Here is an 18,069-nt window from a genome sequence, read left to right as displayed (position 1 = left end):
GAAACCGGGCGATGTGCATCAATTGGAGGCAGATTGACCTCAACTGCTCCAACCGCCCGGTGCGGACCCGCATGCCGGGTGGTGTGGCAGGGGTCGGCCAGAACATCTGGTCGCCCCTATGCCGATTCTGCTTTCTGCAGCTTGTTTTGGGGTGATGCCTTTGTTCGCCCGTTTGGCTTATGCCTCGGGCGCGGATATGCAAGCGGTTTTACTGTCGCGATTCCTTATTGCTTCAATTTGCCTTGTTGGCATTATGTTGATTCGGCGGGAAATCTGGCCGCGCGGTTGGTTGGTGCTGGGCCTGCTGGGTATGGGAACGGTCGGTTACGCTGGGCAGGCATTCAGCTACTTTTCTGCGTTGAAATACGCCAGCGCTTCATTGACGGCGCAGCTGCTTTATACCTACCCCGTCATCGTCACCTTGATCGCCGCGGTTTGGCTCAAAGAGCCACTAACTCGGCGCAAGCTGGTCGCCCTGGTATTGGCCAGTATTGGTTTGGCGTTGACGGTGGGTGATGCGTTGTCGGGTTCGCCTATCGGTATTGCTTTTGGTTTGACGGCTGCGCTGATCTATTCGATTTACATTGTGGTGGGCACCAAGCTGACACCGCAGGCAGGCGCGCTGGCCAGTACCACCCTCGTCATGTTGGGTGGTTTGCTTACCTATGGTGTGGTAGCGGTAGTTCAGCCGCCGACCATGCCGCAAACTGGTTTAGGCTGGCTGGCGATTCTGGCGCTGGGGTTGTTGTGTAGCGTCTTAGCCGCACTGGCTTTTTTTGCAGGGCTGGCTCGCTTGGGTGCTTCGGAAGCCGCCATGCTGTCCACCTTCGAGCCGGTGGTAACGGTGTTGTTAGCCGCTTGGTTATTGGGCGAACGACTTTCCTTCTCGCAGTGGGGTGGCGGTGCGGTTATCATCGTGGCCGTTCTGCTGCTGGCGAAGTCGCCGGCGCACGGTACTCCGCCGGAATAAAGCCAGGCGTATTCGCCTAAGAGGGAAAACCATGTTCTACAAAGATGTTGTCGCGGTCGATGCCAAAAAACATGTCGACCTGAAATTGAGTCTGGCCGAAAACTACGCCTTCGCTGCCAAGGTGCATGCTGTGCCATTGGTGGGCGGCGAGTTTGCCAATGCGATGCGCGAGTACCCGATCGTGTTTGCCCAGACCGGTGAAAATGAATACGCCGCCACTGCCATGCTGAGCCTGAAGACGGAACAGAATCTATTTGTCGATGAAGCCGGTGGGTGGTCTGCTCAGTACATCCCGTTTTTTGTGCGACGTTTCCCGTTCGTGACCGTGGAAGTAGAGAACAACGATGCGGTGCTGTGCGTAGAAGAAAGCGCGCTGGCAGGTATACGTCGCGATGCTGATGCGAATGCTTTCGAGAACGGTGAAGCCACCGAGCCAATGAAGCAGTTCGCCCAGCTGATGTTCCAATCACGCGATGATGCCAAGCGCACTACCGAGTTTATCAACGAGCTTGCCAAGCAAGGTTTGCTGCGCCAAGTGTCGGCCTCTGCTGAGCTGCCCGGTGGTGAAAAAGTCAGCATGGATGGCATGTGGGTGATTGACGAAGAAAAGCTGCGTGCGCTGTCGGCAGATACCGTTGCGACGTGGGTGAAGGATGGCCGTATGGCGCTGGTGTATTCACACCTGTTTTCGTTGGTGAATCTGCAAAGCTTGGTAGAGAAGCTGCTGAAGGCTGCGGCCGAATAGTCTGTTTAACGCCATGTTGCTGTGGCAAGGCAGGAAGTGAAGAGGGCGTGCTGTTGGTGCACGCCTTTTTCTTTGCCGAAGTGATGACGATGAAGGCGTAAGAACCGGTTCAAAGTTATGACTTGGTCGGCCAAGTTGGCAGCGCTTCGAATATCGCGCGGACTTCGTTTTCCATGGCCACGGCGCTGCCGGTTTTCTGGCTGAAGACAACGAAGGTGACATCGGCTTCGGCAACCAGGGTGTCGGTGCCTTTGAGCTTGACCGCCTGGTGAATCATGGCTGATCGGCTACCTATCTTTTGCATGGCGGTTTCGATCACCAGCTGTTCCCCCATCATGGCCGGTCGGCGATAGTCGATATTGATGTTGACGATGACAAATGCGAGGCTAGCCTTTGTGAACGCTTCAAACGAGCCATGGTCTTCGGTAAAGCCCCAGCGCGCCTCCTCGAGAAATTCCAGATAGCGCGCGTTATTCACATGACCGTAAAGATCGAGGTGGTAACCGCGCACTTTGATATCGGTCAGGTGAGGCTGGAAAGGGGTGCTCATGTTGTCGCTCCTTTATTCAGAGCCGGCATGGTAGCAGTCGTGCCATTCCAATAGCTAACCAGATCAGGCGTTTGCTTGTCTTGTGGTGCGGGATAGGTGATATCTGAGCTAGCCTTAATGCAATCGTGTGCTCTACCTCCCGGCAATCGCTTGTGATAAACCAGGAATAGCGCTTGGTAGTATGCGCAACTCCCCAATCCGGCACTTGAGAGGGATAATCCCCCCATGCCTTTGCACCAACTTCCACGCGGCCTGCGCCGCCTTATCTATACCGTTGTCACGATTCTGGCCTTGATTGCAGCGATGCCGCTGGTAGATGTGGCGATGTTACGTCGGTACCTGGCCGCAGAAGCAAGCCAATCACTGGGTCGACATGTCCAAATCGGCAGTCTACGCGTTGCCATGTTGCCAAGCCCAAATGTCACCCTTGAGGACGTGGCTATGAGCGAGCAAGGTGGCCATTCGCTATTTGCCCAGTTTTCCAGCGCACGCTTTTCCTTAAGTTGGAGCAGCTTGCTGCGTGGTCGGGCGGAATTGGTTGATGCGCGGGTGGAAGGCTTGCGGCTCGCTGTCTTCCCACTGGCTGATGGTCGGCTCAATTGCGATGACTTGTTGGCACCCCGGCCTAAAGAGAGTCGGATTGATTGGCATCCGACGCGCATCGACTTGGTCGGCGCGGCGCTTGATTGGCGTGATGGCAATGGGCAGACCACCCGTTTCAGCAAGCTCGACTTGCATGCCTTGGACCCGGAAGGCGAAACCGGTGCGGTAACCGTGCTGGGGAATGTGGCTGCTACGGAGTGGGGTGGGGGGCTGCGTATAGATAGCGGCTTACGCCTGGACCGTCATAAGCTGACTGCGCGTTTGAAGGGTTTCAAGCTGAGCATCAATGTGGAAACCCAGGAGTGGCATGACGGCCGCTTTACATTGACCGGTGATTTAAGCGCGGCAGGGCTGCCCTGGCGTGGCGTACTGGCGAATGCGGTGGCCCAGACCAGCATGCAGCATGGCGAGCAGCGGTGGCAGGCTGGCTTTAAGACACCGGAATTACGTTTGGGTGAAGCTGGGATGTCTACCGGCCAGCTCGAGGCCGAGTTTGGTATCAAGAGCAGTAGCCGCGAGTTGGCCGGGCAGCTGAAAGTGGAAAAACTGGCTGCCGAAGCCGCGGGCACCCTGGTGGCGGATACAGCGCGCGTACGTTTGCAATTGTTGGATGACCATCAAAATGCCCAACTGAATTTTGAGAGTCCGCTGCGTATAGAAGGCTGGCGCAAGCTGGTGCTGGAAGGCTTCAACCTTACCGGTGCGTATCGCAATAAAGCGTTGCCGCGTGGCGCTATCAAGCTGGAACTGGGTGGACGCGCTTCACTTGATTTGGGGCGGGAGCGTTTTGACTGGGATAGCCGCGGTCAGCTCGATAGTGCACCAGTGACAGCCCAGTTCTCGCTCGAAGACTTTGTAAGCCCGAAATATGCGTTTGGTTTTGATTTGGCTCGGCTGGATCTGACCCCTTATCTGCCGGTTGCCGATAGCGAGCCCTTACTGGATGTAAATCAGCCATTGGACTGGCGTTGGTTGGAAAGGCTGAATGCGCGTGGGGATATCAGGCTAGGCGAGCTTGATATTGGTCGGTTTCGCTTATTCAATTTGCAAGCCCATTTTGAAGCCGCCAAGAAGAAACTGCTGCTTGAACCATTGGAGGCGGATATCTACGGTGGCCAGCTCAAAGGCAAACTGCTGCTGGATGTCGCTAAATCGCCGCGGTTGCAGCTCACTCAGACACTGGTAGGTATGGAGATCGCTGCCTTGCTGTCAGACACGGTGGGGTTAGGCCGACTGGAAGGACGCGGCAATCTGAATCTCGACGTCACTACACCGGCACAAAGCCTTGATGGCATGCGGCGCGGTTTGTCGGGCCGGGTAGATCTGACCCTGACGCGTGGCGCTATCGCCGGGCTGGATGTCGGCGATGTGCTGCGTGGCTTGCGTAGTAATCTGGCCAAGCTCACTGGCGATATCGTGCCGGTCGATACCACACACCGGACACGGTTTTCTGATTTGTCAGCTCGATTTGTACTCAAGGATGGCGTAGCGGAAAGTCGTGATCTTCAGGTTCGTGCACCGTACTTCAAACTGGGCGGCGCTGGGTATTTCGACTTGGGGCGCGGTGAAGTGGATTATTTGATGAATGCGGAGGTTGCGGGTGGCACGGGTGTGCCAGAACTGGATGCCTTGCGGGGGGTGACGATTCCCATACAATTGTCTGGTCCATTGGCTTCACCAACCTATCGGATCGATACCAGTGCCTTGCGCGAGAAATTGGTCAGCCCGGCGGCACCGCCTGCCGTAGCGCCAAAATCCACATCCGGTAAGCCACGCTAGTTCACTTGCTTGTCTATACAAATATGTCGGTGTAGTCTGCGAGGCATCCCACAATAGATGACGGAATGGCCATGCAAAAAATCACTCTGACCCCCGGCAAGCTCACCTTGGCTCAGTTGCGCCAAATCATGGCCGGCGGTGTTCAGATCGCGTTGGACCAGGCGGCCATTCCCGGTATTGAAGCAGGTAGCCGTGCAGTAGCGGCCATTGTGGCCAAAGGTGCGCCAGCTTATGGCATCAACACAGGTTTTGGCCGACTGGCTTCAACCCATATTCCAGCCGATCAGCTGGCGCTTCTGCAAAAGAATCTGGTGTTGTCGCATGCCGTAGGGGTGGGCGAGCCTTTGGCGGCACCGATGGTGCGGCTGTTGCTGACATTGAAAATTTCCAGCATGGGGCGTGGCTTCTCGGGTATCCGCCTGGAAGTCATTGAAGGGCTGCTCAAGCTGCTCAATGCCGATATTCTGCCGTGCATTCCTGCCAAAGGGTCGGTAGGTGCTTCGGGTGACTTGGCACCATTGGCGCATATGGCCGCGGTATTGCTGGGTGTTGGTGAGGTTTCATGTGATGGCCGTACCATGCCGGCGGCGGAAGGCTTGGCCCGGTTGGGCATCAGCCCGATGACCCTGCAAGCTAAGGAGGGCTTGGCGCTGCTCAATGGCACCCAGGCATCAACCGCCATTGCGCTGGTGAATCTGTTCGCCATTGAGGATTTGTATCAAACGGCATTGGTTGCGGGTGCGCTCAGTGTGGATGCCGCAGCGGGTTCTGTTGCCCCCTTTGACGACCGCATTCACCAACTACGCGGCCATCCGGGCCAAATTGCCGCCGCCGCGGCGTATCGCACCTTGTTGGCGGGTTCGGGTATCAATCAAAGCCACCAGAACTGCGATAAGGTGCAAGACCCCTATAGCCTGCGCTGCCAGCCCCAGGTCATGGGCGCGGTGCTGGACCAGATTCACCATGCGGCAGTGGTGCTGCTGCGCGAGGCAGATGCGGTATCGGACAACCCATTGGTCTTCCCCGATACCGGCGAAGTGATTTCAGGCGGTAACTTCCATGCCGAGCCGGTGGCGTTTGCGGCCGACAATCTGGCGATTGCGCTGTCGGAAATCGGAGCATTGGCTGAGCGGCGTATTGCGCTCTTGGTTGATGCGACACTATCGGGCTTACCACCTTTCCTGGTGCGCGATGGCGGCGTGAATTCGGGCTTTATGATTGCCCATGTCACCGCCGCGGCCCTCGCGAGCGAGAACAAGACACTGGCCCATCCTGCTTCGGTAGATAGCCTGCCAACTTCTGCTAACCAGGAAGACCACGTTTCGATGGCGACCTTCGCAGCGCGGAAATTGGGTGAGATTGCCGACAACGTGGCGCATATTCTGGCGATAGAAATTCTGGCAGCGGCACAGGGTGTAGACTTGCGGGCACCCCATCAAACCTCTTCAAACCTTCAGCCAGCCATGCGCCTGATCCGGCAGCAGGTGAAGCATTACGATGCAGACCGTTATTTCGCGCCGGATATCGTGGCAGCAACCGAGCTGGTAAAACGAGGCGTATTCGCTACCATGTCACCATTACGATTTGATTCACAGGTATGACGACACCTGCTTATCAGCAGATCAAGAACTATGTGCTTGCCGCCATTCATGCAGGTGAATGGCGCGAGGGCGATTTGGTGCCATCTGAAAACGAGTTGGTAAAGCGTTTCCATGTAGCACGTATGACAGTGAACCGCGCCATTCGTGAGTTGGCGGCAGAAGGGGTGCTGACCCGTAGCCAGGGGGCCGGTACTTTTGTGGCAGCCACCAAATATCAGAGCACCCTCATTGAAATTAAAAGCATCGCGGACGAAATTCGCGCGCGTGGTCATGTACATAGCGCCGAGGTACTCAAGTTGCAGGCGGTGAAGGCAGATGCGGCGTTGGCAGCCGAGATGGGGGTGGCGACAGGGGGGCGGTTATTCCATTCCCTGATCCTGCATCATGAGAACGGCGTGCCTATCCAGTTGGAAGACCGTTGGGTGAATCCGGCTTTGGCGTCTGATTATTTGAGCCAGGATTTCACGGTCAGTACACCAAATGAATACCTGACACGTGTGGCGCCGCTTTCAAGGGTTGAGTATCGCATCGAGGCCAGCCGGCCTGATCGTACCGCACGGGCCAAGTTGGCGATGATTCGCGACGAACCCTGCTTGGTTTTGCATCGGCGGACCTTTTCTGCAAGCCAAGTAGCCAGCATGGCCAAGCTTTATCACCCTGCGGGGCGTTATCAGTTCAGTGGCTATTTCTAGCGTCTGCAAGCCATGGTGGTGCGCCGCTGGTGTCTGTTTGTCTAATTAGATTAAGTCGGTTTGATACGCTTACCAGAAACCTTGGGGCCGGCAGCCGCTTGGGGCTTACAGTCTGTTGTCAGCGTCGGTGCAGATTGGTTTTTGATTAGTTTTTCGCTCAACTCTGCGAATTTATCATCTGCATGGCGCAGCCTGCTGACCAATATCAGGGCCAGATTACGGTATAGCTTGGCGGCTTCCGCAGGTGTCCATAGCGTGCTGTCGCGCTCGTAAACCAACACCCGGACGGGCCCAAGTGTGTCGACATTGGCAGAACGTTCGTGGTGGTCCAGCAAGGCGAGTTCACCAAAGGTTTCGCCTTGGCCCAGCCGCGCCAACTCCTGTTCACCCGTACCTGAATGACGCGTGACGATGACGGTGCCCGACAGCAGAACAAACAAGGCTTGGCCTGTTTCACCTTCCTGTATCAACCGTTTACCTGCTGGGTGGCTTTCCATCCGGCAGTGGATGAGGAAGTTGCTGGCCTCTTCGGTAGTGAATGCCTGAAAAAGGCTTACCGAGCTGACGAGTTTCTGGACCAAGGCCTTGTTGTGCATGCTACTCACCGGTTTGTGGATGGGTCATGCATTCAGTGCATCAAGCAATTGTTGGTGTATACCGCCAAAGCCACCATTGCTCATAACCAATATCTGGTCGCCCTGGCGCGCTTCAGCCACGATAGCCGCAACGATTTGGCCCATATCCATCATAGTTTGTGCTCGCTCACCCAGCGGTATTAGTGCTTCGGCGGGGTTCCAGTTTAATTGTCCGGCATAGCAGAACACCTTGTCCGCCTCACGCAGGCTATCCGCCAACGCTGCCTTCATGGTGCCCAGCTTCATGGTATTGGAACGCGGCTCCAGCACGGCCAATATTCGGCCAGCGTTATTCATCTTGCCGCGTAGCCCGGCTATGGTGGTTGCGATGGCTGTGGGGTGATGGGCGAAGTCGTCGTAGATGGTCACCCCTCGGGCGATACCGCATACTTCCATGCGTCGTTTTACGTTCTTGAATTCGCCTAGGGCGGCAATGCCGATTTCGGTGCTTACACCTACGTGGCGGGCCGCAGCCAATGCCGCCAGCGCATTGAGCTGATTGTGCTCGCCGAACAGTGCCCATTGCAGCCGGCCTTGGCTGTGGCCATTGAGCAGCACTTCAAAACCATCGTCGTATGCGCTGCCTATCTGCCAGCCGCTGGCTGAATCGGCAGCGCCAAAATGCTCGACTTCGGACCAACAACCTCGCGTTAGCACCCTTTGCAGACTGGCTTCACGCCCATTGACAATAAGCTTGCCTTGGCTTGGTACGGTACGCACCAGGTGGTGGAATTGGGTTTCGATGGCAGCCAAGTCATTGAAGATGTCGGCGTGGTCGAATTCCAGATTGTTCAGAATGGCCGTACGTGGATGGTAATGAACGAACTTCGAGCGTTTGTCGAAGAATGCTGTGTCGTATTCGTCGGCTTCAATGACGAAGAAAGGAGATCGCCCTCCTTTTTCCTGGCGTGGCTCACCTGGTGCGCGAGCCGATACGCCGAAGTTTTCGGGTACACCGCCGACCAGAAAGCCAGGGGCCAAACCGGCGTATTCCAGAATCCAGGCCAGCATGGAGGTGGTGGTGGTTTTGCCATGGGTCCCAGCGACTGCCAGCACCCACTTTGGAAAGGCTGGGTCGCGCAAAACGTGCTCTGCCAGCCATTGCGGGCCGGACACATATGGCAAGCCAGCGTTCAAGATCGCTTCCATCAGCGGATTGCCGCGGCTGACCACATTTCCGATAAGGTAAATATCTGCACGAAGATTGATCTGGTCCGGCGCGTAGCCTTCAATAAGGTGTATGCCGGCAGCTTCAAGCTGCGTACTCATGGGCGGGTAGACATTGGCATCACAGCCCGTCACCTTATGGCCAGCAGTACGGGCAAGCTGGGCTATCCCGCCCATGAACGTGCCGCAAATGCCGAGGATATGGATATGCATAGGGTAAAGAGTTCCGGTTACACCCTGCCGCATGGTGGGCGCTAGGTTAAAAAGCTCTGATCAAATTAGGAGTTGATGACAATGAACGAGCGTCCCACGACTGCTTCGCCCTTGCCAACGCTTACCCCTGCCGACATTGCGCGTATTGCCTTAAAGCGTCTCGCAGAATTGGGTTTGGCCCCAATCCCGGAAAATTACGCCAAATTCTACAACGCTATTGCTGCGATCAAGTCCCCTACGGATAAGACTGAAGAGGAATTAAAGAGCGCCTATCAGGTGTTGTTCAAGGTATCGGATGTGCTGGACGGCATGACCGGGACATCGGGTTCCTTATTGGAAGACCTGGTACGCGGTGGTGAGGTTATGAGCCGGTCACGGGATACGCTCAAGGTAAAGCGTAACCAAGCTTTTGTCGAAGCGACGTTAAATGATCTGATCGAATCGACCGACACGGTTTGCCAAAGCGTCAGCGCTTCGCACCGCGACTTACACGATTTGATGGCTGCAGTAGCTAAAAATCCAGTCTGACTTGGCGATCAACCGTAAGACATTGGAACAAGATCCACTTACCGGTGCGTTGAATCGCCAAGGATTGGAACATTTGCTGGCCGCGGAGGTAAAACGTACCCGGCGCGCGAAGTTACCCATGTCGGTAGCGATGATCGACCTGGATGATTTTAGACAGGTCAACGCCAAGTATGGTCATCTTGTGGGTGATAAAGTATTGATCCACTTTACAAGCATCATCAAGGCAGTGCTGCGCGAGAGCGATTTCGTGATTCATTATGGGGGCGAAGAGTTCTTGCTATTGCGGACTGGGGGATATTAATCAATCGCTTGAAAGCCTAAGAACCTGTCTGAAGTCTGCTGCGCGTCGGCAATATGGTGTTGAAAACACCCTCGGAGTGCTCATTTATCCTGTGTAAACTCCGCTTACTCGGCTGTTTTCGCCTTATCTTGCCTTAGCTCGCGAGACTTTAGACAAGCTCTAAGACGGTTACCTGATCCATGTATGGCCGCCAGATTTCACGCCATGCACCCGTGCCATGCATGAAGATAACGGCCGGAGCGGTGACTGTGCCGGTTTTTTGAACAAACATTTTGGTGTCGGCGGTCGGGACATACATACCGGTTTTGGGTCTGGCGGCTTCACGATCGTCGCCCTCAATGTATTCGGTGTAGGCAAAACCGATGTATACCAGCAGCACAAAGACAGTAACTATCGCACAGGTGGAAAGTAGGACTGTATAGGCGATTTTTTTGATTATTTTTTTCACAATTAACAGTCGTAAACATGCTCTAGGAGGTAACCCTGGTTTTGGCCAAGTCGCGCAGTTTTGTCGCCAAACCGCCCACTGTGGTGACGAGGGCGACGCGTTTTCGGTCTGGGTGCGTCAATATAGGCTGTTTGAATAATACACTGTCGGTAGATGGCATTGGCTGCCAGTCTCGAGGGACAGGCCTGATTAGCAACAATGGCGCAACATTGATAAATAGGGGGATTAGCATTGATAGCCGCATCCCCGTTATTGACTATTTATTTAGCCATTCGAGTGAAATGACGATAGGACTACTTCCTGGCTATCTTCGGACTAATCAATGACTAGGCGCGTGCTCGACAAAGGCTGTCTACCAACGTCGGCGTTCGGCAAGCAGCGTGGTTGCAGCGGCGGCGGGGAGCGGCTTGGCGAAGAAATAGCCCTGGGCGAAATCGCAGGACATACTCCGCAAGGCTGCCAGTTGTTCGGTTGTCTCTACGCCTTCGGCAATCACACTCATGCCCAGATTGCGCGCCAGCAGGACGATGGCCCGCACGATTTCACGACTGAAATGGTCTTCGGTGATCTGACGTACAAACGAGCCATCTATTTTCAGCACGTTTGAGGGAAAACGGTGCAGGTACGATAAAGAGGAGTAGCCGGTGCCAAAGTCATCCATCAGGATCTGAATGCCACGACTGCGAATCGCCTCCAGCATGGCAATGATGGCGTCTGTATTGTCCATCAGGATGCTTTCGGTAATCTCCAGTTCCAGGCGGTCGGGAGGGATGCCGGCATCTGCGATGGCTTGGTCGATTTGTTCGATGAGATCGGGTTGATCAAACTGCTTACCCGATAAATTGACGCTGACCCGCAGTAGCAGATCGGGGAACTGCAGTTGCCAGGCGGCTACCTGTAATGAGGCGCTTTCCAGCATTTGCCGGCCGATCATATTGATCAGGCCGATTTCTTCGGCAAGCGGAATAAATTCCGCCGGGCTGACCAACTTCCCATTGGGTTGCTGCCAGCGGGCGAGGGCTTCAAAAGCAGCGATTTGGCCGGACTGCAGGTCGACAATGGGTTGGTAGAACGGCAGGAATTCGTGCTCCGCCAATGCGCGGCGCATTTCCTGTTCCATTTTCAATGCACGCAGCATGGTGCCTTGCATGGCGCGGTCGAACACTTCGAATTTGCCCCGGCCATGCTGCTTGGCGCGATGCATGGCGGTGTCGGCATCGCGGATCATCTCTTCGGGGTGGGAATAGCCGCCCGTAGAAAGTGCAATGCCAACCCGTGCGCCGGGGTAGACCTCGTTGCCTTCGATATCAACCGGCTTTGCCAGTTCGTTCAGCATTTGCTCTGTGAAGCGGATGGCATCGTTGGGTTCATCGATGGCGTCGAGCAAGATGGCGAACTCGTCGCCACCAAAGCGGGCCACCACATCGCCTGGGCGTTGTACTTGGCTTAAGCGCTCTGCGGTAATGCGCAGGATACGGTCGCCACTGGTATGGCCGAAGCTATCGTTGATGTAGCGAAAGCGTTCGAGATTCAGGCAAAGCACCGCACATAAATAATCACTTGAACGGCCGGCGTGGCCCAGGGCAAAACCGAGGAAGTCGGTGAACATGGCACGATTAGCCAGCCCGGTCAGGTTGTCGTGCAGCGCGTCGTACAGCATCTGCTCTTCGGCGCGCTTGCGTTCGGTGATGTCAGTCAGTGAACCTGCCATTCGATGCGCCAAGCCGGTGGCGGGGTCGAGCAGCGCCATACCACGCGTCAGCATCCAACGCCAAGACCCATCGCGATGCCGTAATCGCTGTTCCGCCTCGAAGTGCGGGGTCTCGCCTTTGAGGTGGCGAATCAACTGGCTACGTATGCTTTCGGTTTCATCGGGGTGCATGAGCGCACGCCATGTTGATGGCAATGGTGCAAGCTCATCGGTTTCCGCATAGCCCAGCAGTACTTTCCAGCGTGGTGAGACATACAGGCTGTCCTCGCGGATATTCCAGTCCCAAAGCCCGTCGTTGGCCCCTCGGATTGCCAGCTCATAGCGCTCCTGGCTCTCGCGCAGGGCAACCTCTGCTTCATATTTGGCGCGCCGGTTGCCTGTTTCGCGCAATTCACGCTCTACAACGCTGGCCAAGCGCTTCAGGTGGGTTTTCAGGATGAAATCATTGACACCGGCCTTCATCATGGCCACAGCAGACTCTTCGCCTATGGTGCCGGTTACCACGATAAAAGGGATAAGAAGCGTATGTTCGCGGAATACGTCAAGGGCTTGTTGGGCCGAAAACTGCGGCATGGAGTAGTCGGACAGAACGAGATCCCAGGTCTCGTTCTCCAACGCTTCCCGCATTGTCTCGGCGACTTCCACCCTACGGTAACTCACCTCGAAACCCTGGCGACGCAGGGCGAGGACATTCAGGAGCGCGTCGTCTTCTGAGTCATCGACGACCAGCACCTTGAGTGACTTGACGAGAGGTGGCGTATCGAGCATCTATCGGTCGCACTTGTCGTCTAGGATTTGACGGGTTCGTTTAGCATCAGCCAATAAATGCCGACCTGTTTGACTACTTCCATGAACTGCATGAAATCGACGGGTTTGCGAATATAACTATTAGCACCAAGACTGTAGCTTTTGACTAGGTCATCTTCTTCCTTGGACGTGGTCAGCACCACGACTGGAATCAACTTGGTGGCTTCGTTAGCGCGTATTTGCCGTAATACCTCAATGCCATTGAGCTTGGGCAGCTTGATATCCAGCAATATCAACACCGGCAGGTCTTCTGCATTGCGGCTGGCATGGCTGCCGCGCGCAAACAAATAATCTACAGCTTCCTGCCCATCCCGGGTGACAAAAATTGGGTTCTGAATACCGTTCTTACCGAAGGCCCGCAGGGTTAGTGCTTCGTCATCCGGATTGTCTTCCACCAGCAAAATTGGGGCCTGCATTTTGCACCATCCTGTCGATTCGAATCTCCCAAACATTAGACCACGCCTGCCCTAGCCGGCAAGGTGCTTGGCAGGCGGTGGTCTCGATAGCTAATACCTATTGGAGATTCTTTGACACGATCTCATACACATCGCGTGATAAATCAGTATGGGCAGCCAATCTTTCCAGCTCAGCCCGCATGGCGGTACGCCGTGTGGGCTCCATTTTCTTCCACCGATTGAAGCTGCCGGCGAGTCGGGCAGCGACCTGAGGATTCAGTTTGTCGAGGCTCAAAATGGTATCGGCGGCAAAGGTATAGCCCGAACCATCGGCAGTATGAAAGCCTGCCAGATTGTTGTGAAGCAGCGCCCCAATCAGCGAGCGAACCTTGTTCGGATTGGTGATGGCAAATGCCGAATGCTGCATCAGCTTTTTCACATGGGCTACCGTGCCTAGCCGACGGCTGAGCGCTTGGAGCGTGAACCACTTATCCATGACCAATGCATCGTCGGCCCATTTTGCGGCGAAGCTATCGAGCGCTGCATCGCCTTCTGACCAGTTGACAAGGCCGGCCAATGCCGCCTGCGCATCCGTCATGTTGTTTGCCGTGTTGTACTGCAGCTTGGCCAGTTCGATCAATCCGAGTTCATCGAGTTCGGTGAGATAGCTTAAACAGACATTCTTCAACGACCGTTGGGCTACCGCTGTTGCTTCAAACTGATAGGCATCGTCGTTTTGCATGCGGCTGTAGCAGGTTCGCAGTTCGTTACGCAGCGCGCGGGCCAAGCCCAGCTTCATCGCTTCACGTCCTGCGCGGATAGCATCCGGGTCAATTTCCGCCTGTTGGTCTGCCAAGTAGGTTTCGGCAGGAAGTGTCAGCATCAGCGCGACCAACGCCGGGTCGAGCGTCTCATTGGTCAACACCAGGCGCATGGCGGCGACAAAGTCATCCTTCAGCGCTAAAGGCTGGCTTGTCCGGGCGGCATCAATCAGACCCTGCAGGTCTTGCAACATCAGTGTCTGACCAGCTTCCCAGCGGCAGAATGCATCGCTGTCGTGAGCCAGCAGGTGCACCAGCTGTGGCCGGCTGTAGGGGAAGTTCAGCTTCACTGGGGCCGAGAAATTGCGTAGCAGTGAAGGGACAGGTTCTTCAGCAACGTTGATGAAGGTGAAGGACTGGTTGGCATCCTTCACTGACAACACGCGCGTGCCTGGGGTCGCGTTGGGCTCTTGCGCCAATTGCAGTGGCTGGTCTGCGCCATCGCGGCCTACAAAGCCCAAGGCAAGGGGAATATGAAACGGTAGTTTATCTACCTGGCCGGGCGTAGCCGGGCAGCGTTGGTTGATATCCAACGTATAGGTTTTTTCTGCGGCATTGTACTGGCCGCGTACGGTCAGTTCAGGCGTGCCGGCCTGGGAATACCAGCGGGAGAATTGCTCGAGATCATAGTCATTGGCATCGGCCATTGCGGTTCGGAAATCATCGCAGGTGACGGCTTGACCATCGTGGCGCTTGAAGTAGAGGTCCATCCCCTTGCGGAAACCGTCGCGGCCCAACAGGGTTTGGTACATGCGCACAACTTCTGCGCCTTTTTCGTACACGGTGACGGTGTAGAAATTATTGATTTCGATGTAGCTCTCGGGGCGGATTGGATGCGCCATCGGGCCTGCGTCTTCAGCAAATTGATGGGTGCGCAGGACGCGCACTGCATCGATACGGCAAACATCGGCACTGCCCATATCTGCAGAAAATTCCTGGTCGCGAAAGACGGTAAGGCCTTCTTTGAGCGATAGCTGGAACCAGTCACGGCAGGTCACGCGGTTGCCGGTCCAATTGTGAAAGTATTCATGGGCGATCACTGATTCAATACCGTCAAAATCCATGTCGGTAGCGGTATCCGGCCGTGCCAGCACATACTTGGTATTGAAGATATTCAGGCCCTTGTTTTCCATCGCGCCCATGTTGAAGTCGCTTACGGCAACGATCATATAGGTGTCGAGGTCATACTCCAGTCCATAGCGTTGTTCATCCCACGCCATCGACTTCTTTACCGAGGCCATGGCGTGATCACATTTATCGAGGTCGGATGGCTCGACAAAGATTTCCAATGCAACTTCGCGACCAGAAGCGGTGCGGAATTTATCTGATAGCTTGGCCAGCTTGCCGGCCACTAGGGCAAACAGATAGGCCGGTTTCTTGAAGGGATCCACCCACTTCACCCAATGACGGCATTTGTCGAGCTGGCCTTCGCCAACCTTATTGCCGTTGCTCAGTAAGATGGGCCACTTTTGTTTATCGGCCACGATGGTGGTGGAGAAGCGTGCCATCACGTCCGGGCGGTCGAGGTAATACGTGATCTTACGGAAGCCTTCGGCTTCGCACTGGCTGTAAAAGTTCGCGCCGGATCGGTACAAGCCATTGAGGCTGGTATTGGTTTCTGGGTGGATGAGGGTGATGATTTCCAGGATCGCATTGTCGGGCATGGACGCGATGGTCAGCGATTCGGCATCAAGGCTGTAATGGCCCGTTTCCAGCGCCTCGCCATCAAGCTTGACGGATTCCAGCGTCAGCTCGCGCCCCTGCAGGCATAGTGCTGCGCGTGGGTCCGGATGCTCGGGGTTGCGGTGTAGCACAAGGCGTGAAGTGACGCGGGTTTGGGTTTCATCCAGTTCAAACGTCAGGTCGACCTTGTCGATCATGAAAACCGGCGGTGTGTAGTCATGCAGCTGAATGGCTTGCGGGGTATTGGCGTCGAGTTTGGCCATGTCTCTTCTCTGGCAGCTAGCAAGGTAGCAGGATCACTGTGACTTGCAGTTAACGTTATTGTTTCCACCGGCCAGGCAGACTTGATGCTGCTGGTTTTTATTGCCGGATTGTGGGGGCCGAAAGTAGCCGATGGTGGTGGCGATTATAAACCGTGGCCAGCCGCCCGGCTTGCCGTAGTACAACGCATGTTTTGTCGCTTGTGTGAGGTGTTTGAATAGCGCCCGGATAACGTGTTTTATATGCCTTTATGTCGCCATTTATAGACATCGATCTTCTTTTTTCGCATATGTGGGCACTGCTATTCTTGACTGGTCTGACTAGCCAGGCTTCCCGATCGGCTTTCCCATGTATATCTATGACGATTACGACCAACAACTGGTTGACCAGCGCGTTGTCCAGTTCCGCGATCAAACTCGCCGCTTTCTTGCCGGCGAGCTGAGTGGCGAGGAATATCGCCCGCTGCGGCTGCAAAACGGCCTGTACATCCAGCGTTATGCGCCGATGCTGCGTGTTGCTATTCCCTATGGCCATTTACGCAGTGACCAACTGCGTGTGTTGGCGCAGATAGCGCGTAAGTACGACCGTGGCTACGGACATTTCACCACCCGGCAGAATATCCAATTCAACTGGCCCAAGCTTGAAGATGTACCCGATATCCTGGCCGACCTTGCCCGCGTGCAAATGCATGCTGTGCAAACCAGCGGTAATTGCATACGTAATACAACGACCGATCAGTTCGCCGGCGTTGCTTACGATGAGTTGATCGATCCTCGCCCCTGGTGCGAGATCATCCGCCAGTGGTCTACTTTCCACCCTGAGTTCGCTTACCTGCCACGTAAGTTCAAGATTGCAGTCAGCGGCTCGCTGCAAGACCGTGCCGCCACCTGGGTGCACGATATCGGTGTACACGTTGTCAAGAATGCCGCGGATGAAGTGGGTTTCAAGTTGATTGTCGGTGGCGGCCTGGGCCGTACCCCGATGGTGGGCGCGGTGATTCGTGACTTTTTGCCGCGCGAGCATTTGTTGAGCTATCTCGATGCCGTGCTGCGGGTATACAACCGCTACGGCCGGCGCGACAACAAATACAAAGCGCGCATCAAGATACTCGTCAAGGCCATGACACCGGAAGCATTCGCTGCCAAGGTCGAAGCTGAATGGGCACATCTGAAGGATGGCCCCATGACGCTGACGCAAGCCGAAATTGACCGTATGGCTGGTTTCTTCACCAAACCTGCTTACGAACCGCTGGCAGTGGAAGATGCTGGCTTTAATCAGAAAAAAGCTGAGAGCAAAGCCTTTGCCCGTTGGGTGGAGCGTAACGTCTTCAAGCACAAGCAACCGGGCTATGCCGCAGTGACGTTGTCGTTGAAGGCCACAGGCATTGCCCCAGGCGATGCGACCGATGCGCAGCTTGATGCGGTGGCTGACCTGGCCGACCGCTATGCCTTTGGCGAAGTACGCGTCAGCCACGAGCAGAACCTGATTCTGGCGGATGTCAGGCAAGCCGATTTATGGGCAGTGTGGCAAGCGGCAAAGCAGCTTGGTTTTGCCACACCCAATATCGGGTTGATTACCGATATCGTCTGCTGCCCTGGGGGGGACTTCTGTGACTTGGCCAATGCCAAGTCCATTCCGATTGCGGAGAGCATCCAGCGTGTGTTCGATGACCAGGACTACTTATTCGACCTGGGCGACATCGACCTCAATATTTCGGGCTGTATGAATTCCTGTGGTCATCACCATGTGGGCCATATCGGCATACTGGGCGTTGATAAGAGCGGCTCGGAGTGGTACCAGGTTTCACTCGGTGGCCGCCAGGGGCATGACGCCAGCCTTGGCAAGGTGATCGGCCCCAGCTTTGCCCAGGACGATGTACCGGGCGTGGTGAAGCAGATTATCGATGTCTTTGTCGAACACCGACGGGGCGACGAACGCTTTCTGGAAGTATTTGACCGCGTGGGGCTCGACCCCTTCAAAGCCCGTATCTACCAAAAGGAACGGGCCCATGGATAAGCCATCACACCTTATCAACTGATGTTACGCAGTAGCTGCGAGAAGCAGCTGTAACTGATCATAAGCCGCGCGGGAGGCGTTGATCAGTAACTTGCGGCAAAGTGCGAATGGGTTCTTCTGCGTCTTGATGCTCAGGCATTCAA

Annotated in this window: 15 protein-coding genes; 8 read left to right on the top strand and 7 right to left on the bottom strand. The window is 55.4% G+C overall.

Annotation, left to right across the window (positions count from 1 at the left end; genetic code table 11):
- Positions 1-118: 118 nt before the first annotated feature.
- Both CSQ89_RS14955 and CSQ89_RS14950 read left to right on the top strand, forming a co-directional pair.
- The gene (locus CSQ89_RS14955) at positions 119-970 is read left to right on the top strand and encodes a DMT family transporter (protein ID WP_099406937.1); all 852 of its coding nucleotides are present in this window, start codon (positions 119-121) and stop codon (positions 968-970) included.
- Positions 971-1,001: 31 nt separating this feature from the next.
- Positions 1,002-1,715: a SapC family protein gene (locus CSQ89_RS14950; RefSeq protein WP_099406935.1), complete on the top strand. Its 714-nt coding sequence runs from the start codon at positions 1,002-1,004 to the stop codon at positions 1,713-1,715.
- 115 nt (positions 1,716-1,830) lie between these two features.
- Here CSQ89_RS14950 and CSQ89_RS14945 read toward each other — a convergent pair whose 3' ends face one another.
- Positions 1,831-2,265, bottom strand: a complete 435-nt coding sequence (locus CSQ89_RS14945; protein WP_099406934.1) for an acyl-CoA thioesterase — start codon at positions 2,263-2,265, stop codon at positions 1,831-1,833.
- Positions 2,266-2,490: 225 nt separating this feature from the next.
- Here CSQ89_RS14945 and CSQ89_RS14940 point away from each other — a divergent pair, with 225 nt between their 5' ends.
- The 3 genes from CSQ89_RS14940 to hutC all read left to right on the top strand — a co-directional run bounded on the left by CSQ89_RS14940 (position 2,491) and on the right by hutC (position 6,940).
- Positions 2,491-4,647 (top strand): AsmA family protein, encoded by a 2,157-nt coding sequence (locus CSQ89_RS14940; protein ID WP_099406933.1) that lies wholly within the window; start codon positions 2,491-2,493, stop codon positions 4,645-4,647.
- 71 nt (positions 4,648-4,718) lie between these two features.
- Complete coding sequence (gene hutH / locus CSQ89_RS14935; RefSeq protein ID WP_099406936.1) at positions 4,719-6,248, top strand: histidine ammonia-lyase; 1,530 nt, start codon at positions 4,719-4,721, stop codon at positions 6,246-6,248.
- Positions 6,245-6,940 (top strand): histidine utilization repressor, encoded by a 696-nt coding sequence (gene hutC / locus CSQ89_RS14930; RefSeq protein WP_099406932.1) that lies wholly within the window; start codon positions 6,245-6,247, stop codon positions 6,938-6,940. Before hutH ends, hutC begins: the two co-directional genes overlap by 4 nt.
- 50 nt (positions 6,941-6,990) lie before the next feature.
- On the opposite strand, the gene CSQ89_RS14925 is transcribed toward hutC, so the two are convergent.
- On the bottom strand, positions 6,991-7,536 hold the full coding sequence (locus tag CSQ89_RS14925) for a Crp/Fnr family transcriptional regulator (protein WP_099406931.1): 546 nt from the start codon (positions 7,534-7,536) through the stop codon (positions 6,991-6,993).
- A gap of 24 nt (positions 7,537-7,560) precedes the next feature.
- Positions 7,561-8,955: a UDP-N-acetylmuramate:L-alanyl-gamma-D-glutamyl-meso-diaminopimelate ligase gene (gene mpl / locus CSQ89_RS14920; protein WP_099406930.1), complete on the bottom strand. Its 1,395-nt coding sequence runs from the start codon at positions 8,953-8,955 to the stop codon at positions 7,561-7,563.
- Between the two features lie 81 nt (positions 8,956-9,036).
- Here mpl and CSQ89_RS14915 point away from each other — a divergent pair, with 81 nt between their 5' ends.
- Entirely contained in the window at positions 9,037-9,483 is a 447-nt protein-coding gene (locus CSQ89_RS14915) for a hypothetical protein (protein WP_099406929.1), read from the top strand.
- 1 nt (position 9,484) lies between these two features.
- Positions 9,485-9,784 (top strand): GGDEF domain-containing protein, encoded by a 300-nt coding sequence (locus CSQ89_RS14910; RefSeq protein ID WP_158229006.1) that lies wholly within the window; start codon positions 9,485-9,487, stop codon positions 9,782-9,784.
- 148 nt (positions 9,785-9,932) lie between these two features.
- On the opposite strand, the gene CSQ89_RS14905 is transcribed toward CSQ89_RS14910, so the two are convergent.
- From CSQ89_RS14905 to pepN, 4 genes are all read right to left on the bottom strand, one after another.
- Complete coding sequence (locus CSQ89_RS14905; protein ID WP_099406927.1) at positions 9,933-10,232, bottom strand: alpha/beta fold hydrolase; 300 nt, start codon at positions 10,230-10,232, stop codon at positions 9,933-9,935.
- A 352-nt stretch (positions 10,233-10,584) separates the two neighbouring features.
- Complete coding sequence (locus CSQ89_RS14900; protein WP_099406926.1) at positions 10,585-12,711, bottom strand: putative bifunctional diguanylate cyclase/phosphodiesterase; 2,127 nt, start codon at positions 12,709-12,711, stop codon at positions 10,585-10,587.
- 20 nt (positions 12,712-12,731) lie between these two features.
- Positions 12,732-13,166, bottom strand: coding sequence for a response regulator (locus CSQ89_RS14895; protein WP_099406925.1), 435 nt, complete (start codon positions 13,164-13,166; stop codon positions 12,732-12,734).
- A gap of 97 nt (positions 13,167-13,263) precedes the next feature.
- Positions 13,264-15,912: an aminopeptidase N gene (gene pepN / locus CSQ89_RS14890; protein WP_099406924.1), complete on the bottom strand. Its 2,649-nt coding sequence runs from the start codon at positions 15,910-15,912 to the stop codon at positions 13,264-13,266.
- A 346-nt stretch (positions 15,913-16,258) separates the two neighbouring features.
- On the opposite strand from pepN, the gene CSQ89_RS14885 reads away from it, so the two are divergent.
- Entirely contained in the window at positions 16,259-17,926 is a 1,668-nt protein-coding gene (locus tag CSQ89_RS14885; protein ID WP_099406923.1) for a nitrite/sulfite reductase, read from the top strand.
- The last annotated feature ends 143 nt before the right edge of the window (positions 17,927-18,069 follow it).

Origin of the sequence: Chitinimonas sp. BJB300 (genome assembly GCF_002735695.1) — a bacterium.
In the GTDB taxonomy this organism is placed as follows: domain Bacteria; phylum Pseudomonadota; class Gammaproteobacteria; order Burkholderiales; family Chitinimonadaceae; genus Chitinimonas.
This window is presented reverse-complemented; position numbering and strand designations above follow the sequence as displayed.

Bases quoted from the DNA above. Each gene is read 5' to 3' on its own strand.
- CSQ89_RS14895 (WP_099406925.1), bottom strand. From the start codon at position 13,166: ATGCAGGCCCCAATTTTGCTGGTGGAAGACAATCCGGATGACGAAGCA.
- CSQ89_RS14955 (WP_099406937.1), top strand. From the start codon at position 119: ATGCCGATTCTGCTTTCTGCAGCTTGTTTTGGGGTGATGCCTTTGTTC.
- pepN (WP_099406924.1), bottom strand. From the start codon at position 15,912: ATGGCCAAACTCGACGCCAATACCCCGCAAGCCATTCAGCTGCATGAC.
- hutC (WP_099406932.1), top strand. From the start codon at position 6,245: ATGACGACACCTGCTTATCAGCAGATCAAGAACTATGTGCTTGCCGCC.
- CSQ89_RS14885 (WP_099406923.1), top strand. From the start codon at position 16,259: ATGTATATCTATGACGATTACGACCAACAACTGGTTGACCAGCGCGTT.
- CSQ89_RS14900 (WP_099406926.1), bottom strand. From the start codon at position 12,711: ATGCTCGATACGCCACCTCTCGTCAAGTCACTCAAGGTGCTGGTCGTC.
- CSQ89_RS14925 (WP_099406931.1), bottom strand. From the start codon at position 7,536: ATGCACAACAAGGCCTTGGTCCAGAAACTCGTCAGCTCGGTAAGCCTT.
- CSQ89_RS14940 (WP_099406933.1), top strand. From the start codon at position 2,491: ATGCCTTTGCACCAACTTCCACGCGGCCTGCGCCGCCTTATCTATACC.
- CSQ89_RS14945 (WP_099406934.1), bottom strand. From the start codon at position 2,265: ATGAGCACCCCTTTCCAGCCTCACCTGACCGATATCAAAGTGCGCGGT.
- mpl (WP_099406930.1), bottom strand. From the start codon at position 8,955: ATGCATATCCATATCCTCGGCATTTGCGGCACGTTCATGGGCGGGATA.
- CSQ89_RS14915 (WP_099406929.1), top strand. From the start codon at position 9,037: ATGAACGAGCGTCCCACGACTGCTTCGCCCTTGCCAACGCTTACCCCT.
- CSQ89_RS14950 (WP_099406935.1), top strand. From the start codon at position 1,002: ATGTTCTACAAAGATGTTGTCGCGGTCGATGCCAAAAAACATGTCGAC.
- hutH (WP_099406936.1), top strand. From the start codon at position 4,719: ATGCAAAAAATCACTCTGACCCCCGGCAAGCTCACCTTGGCTCAGTTG.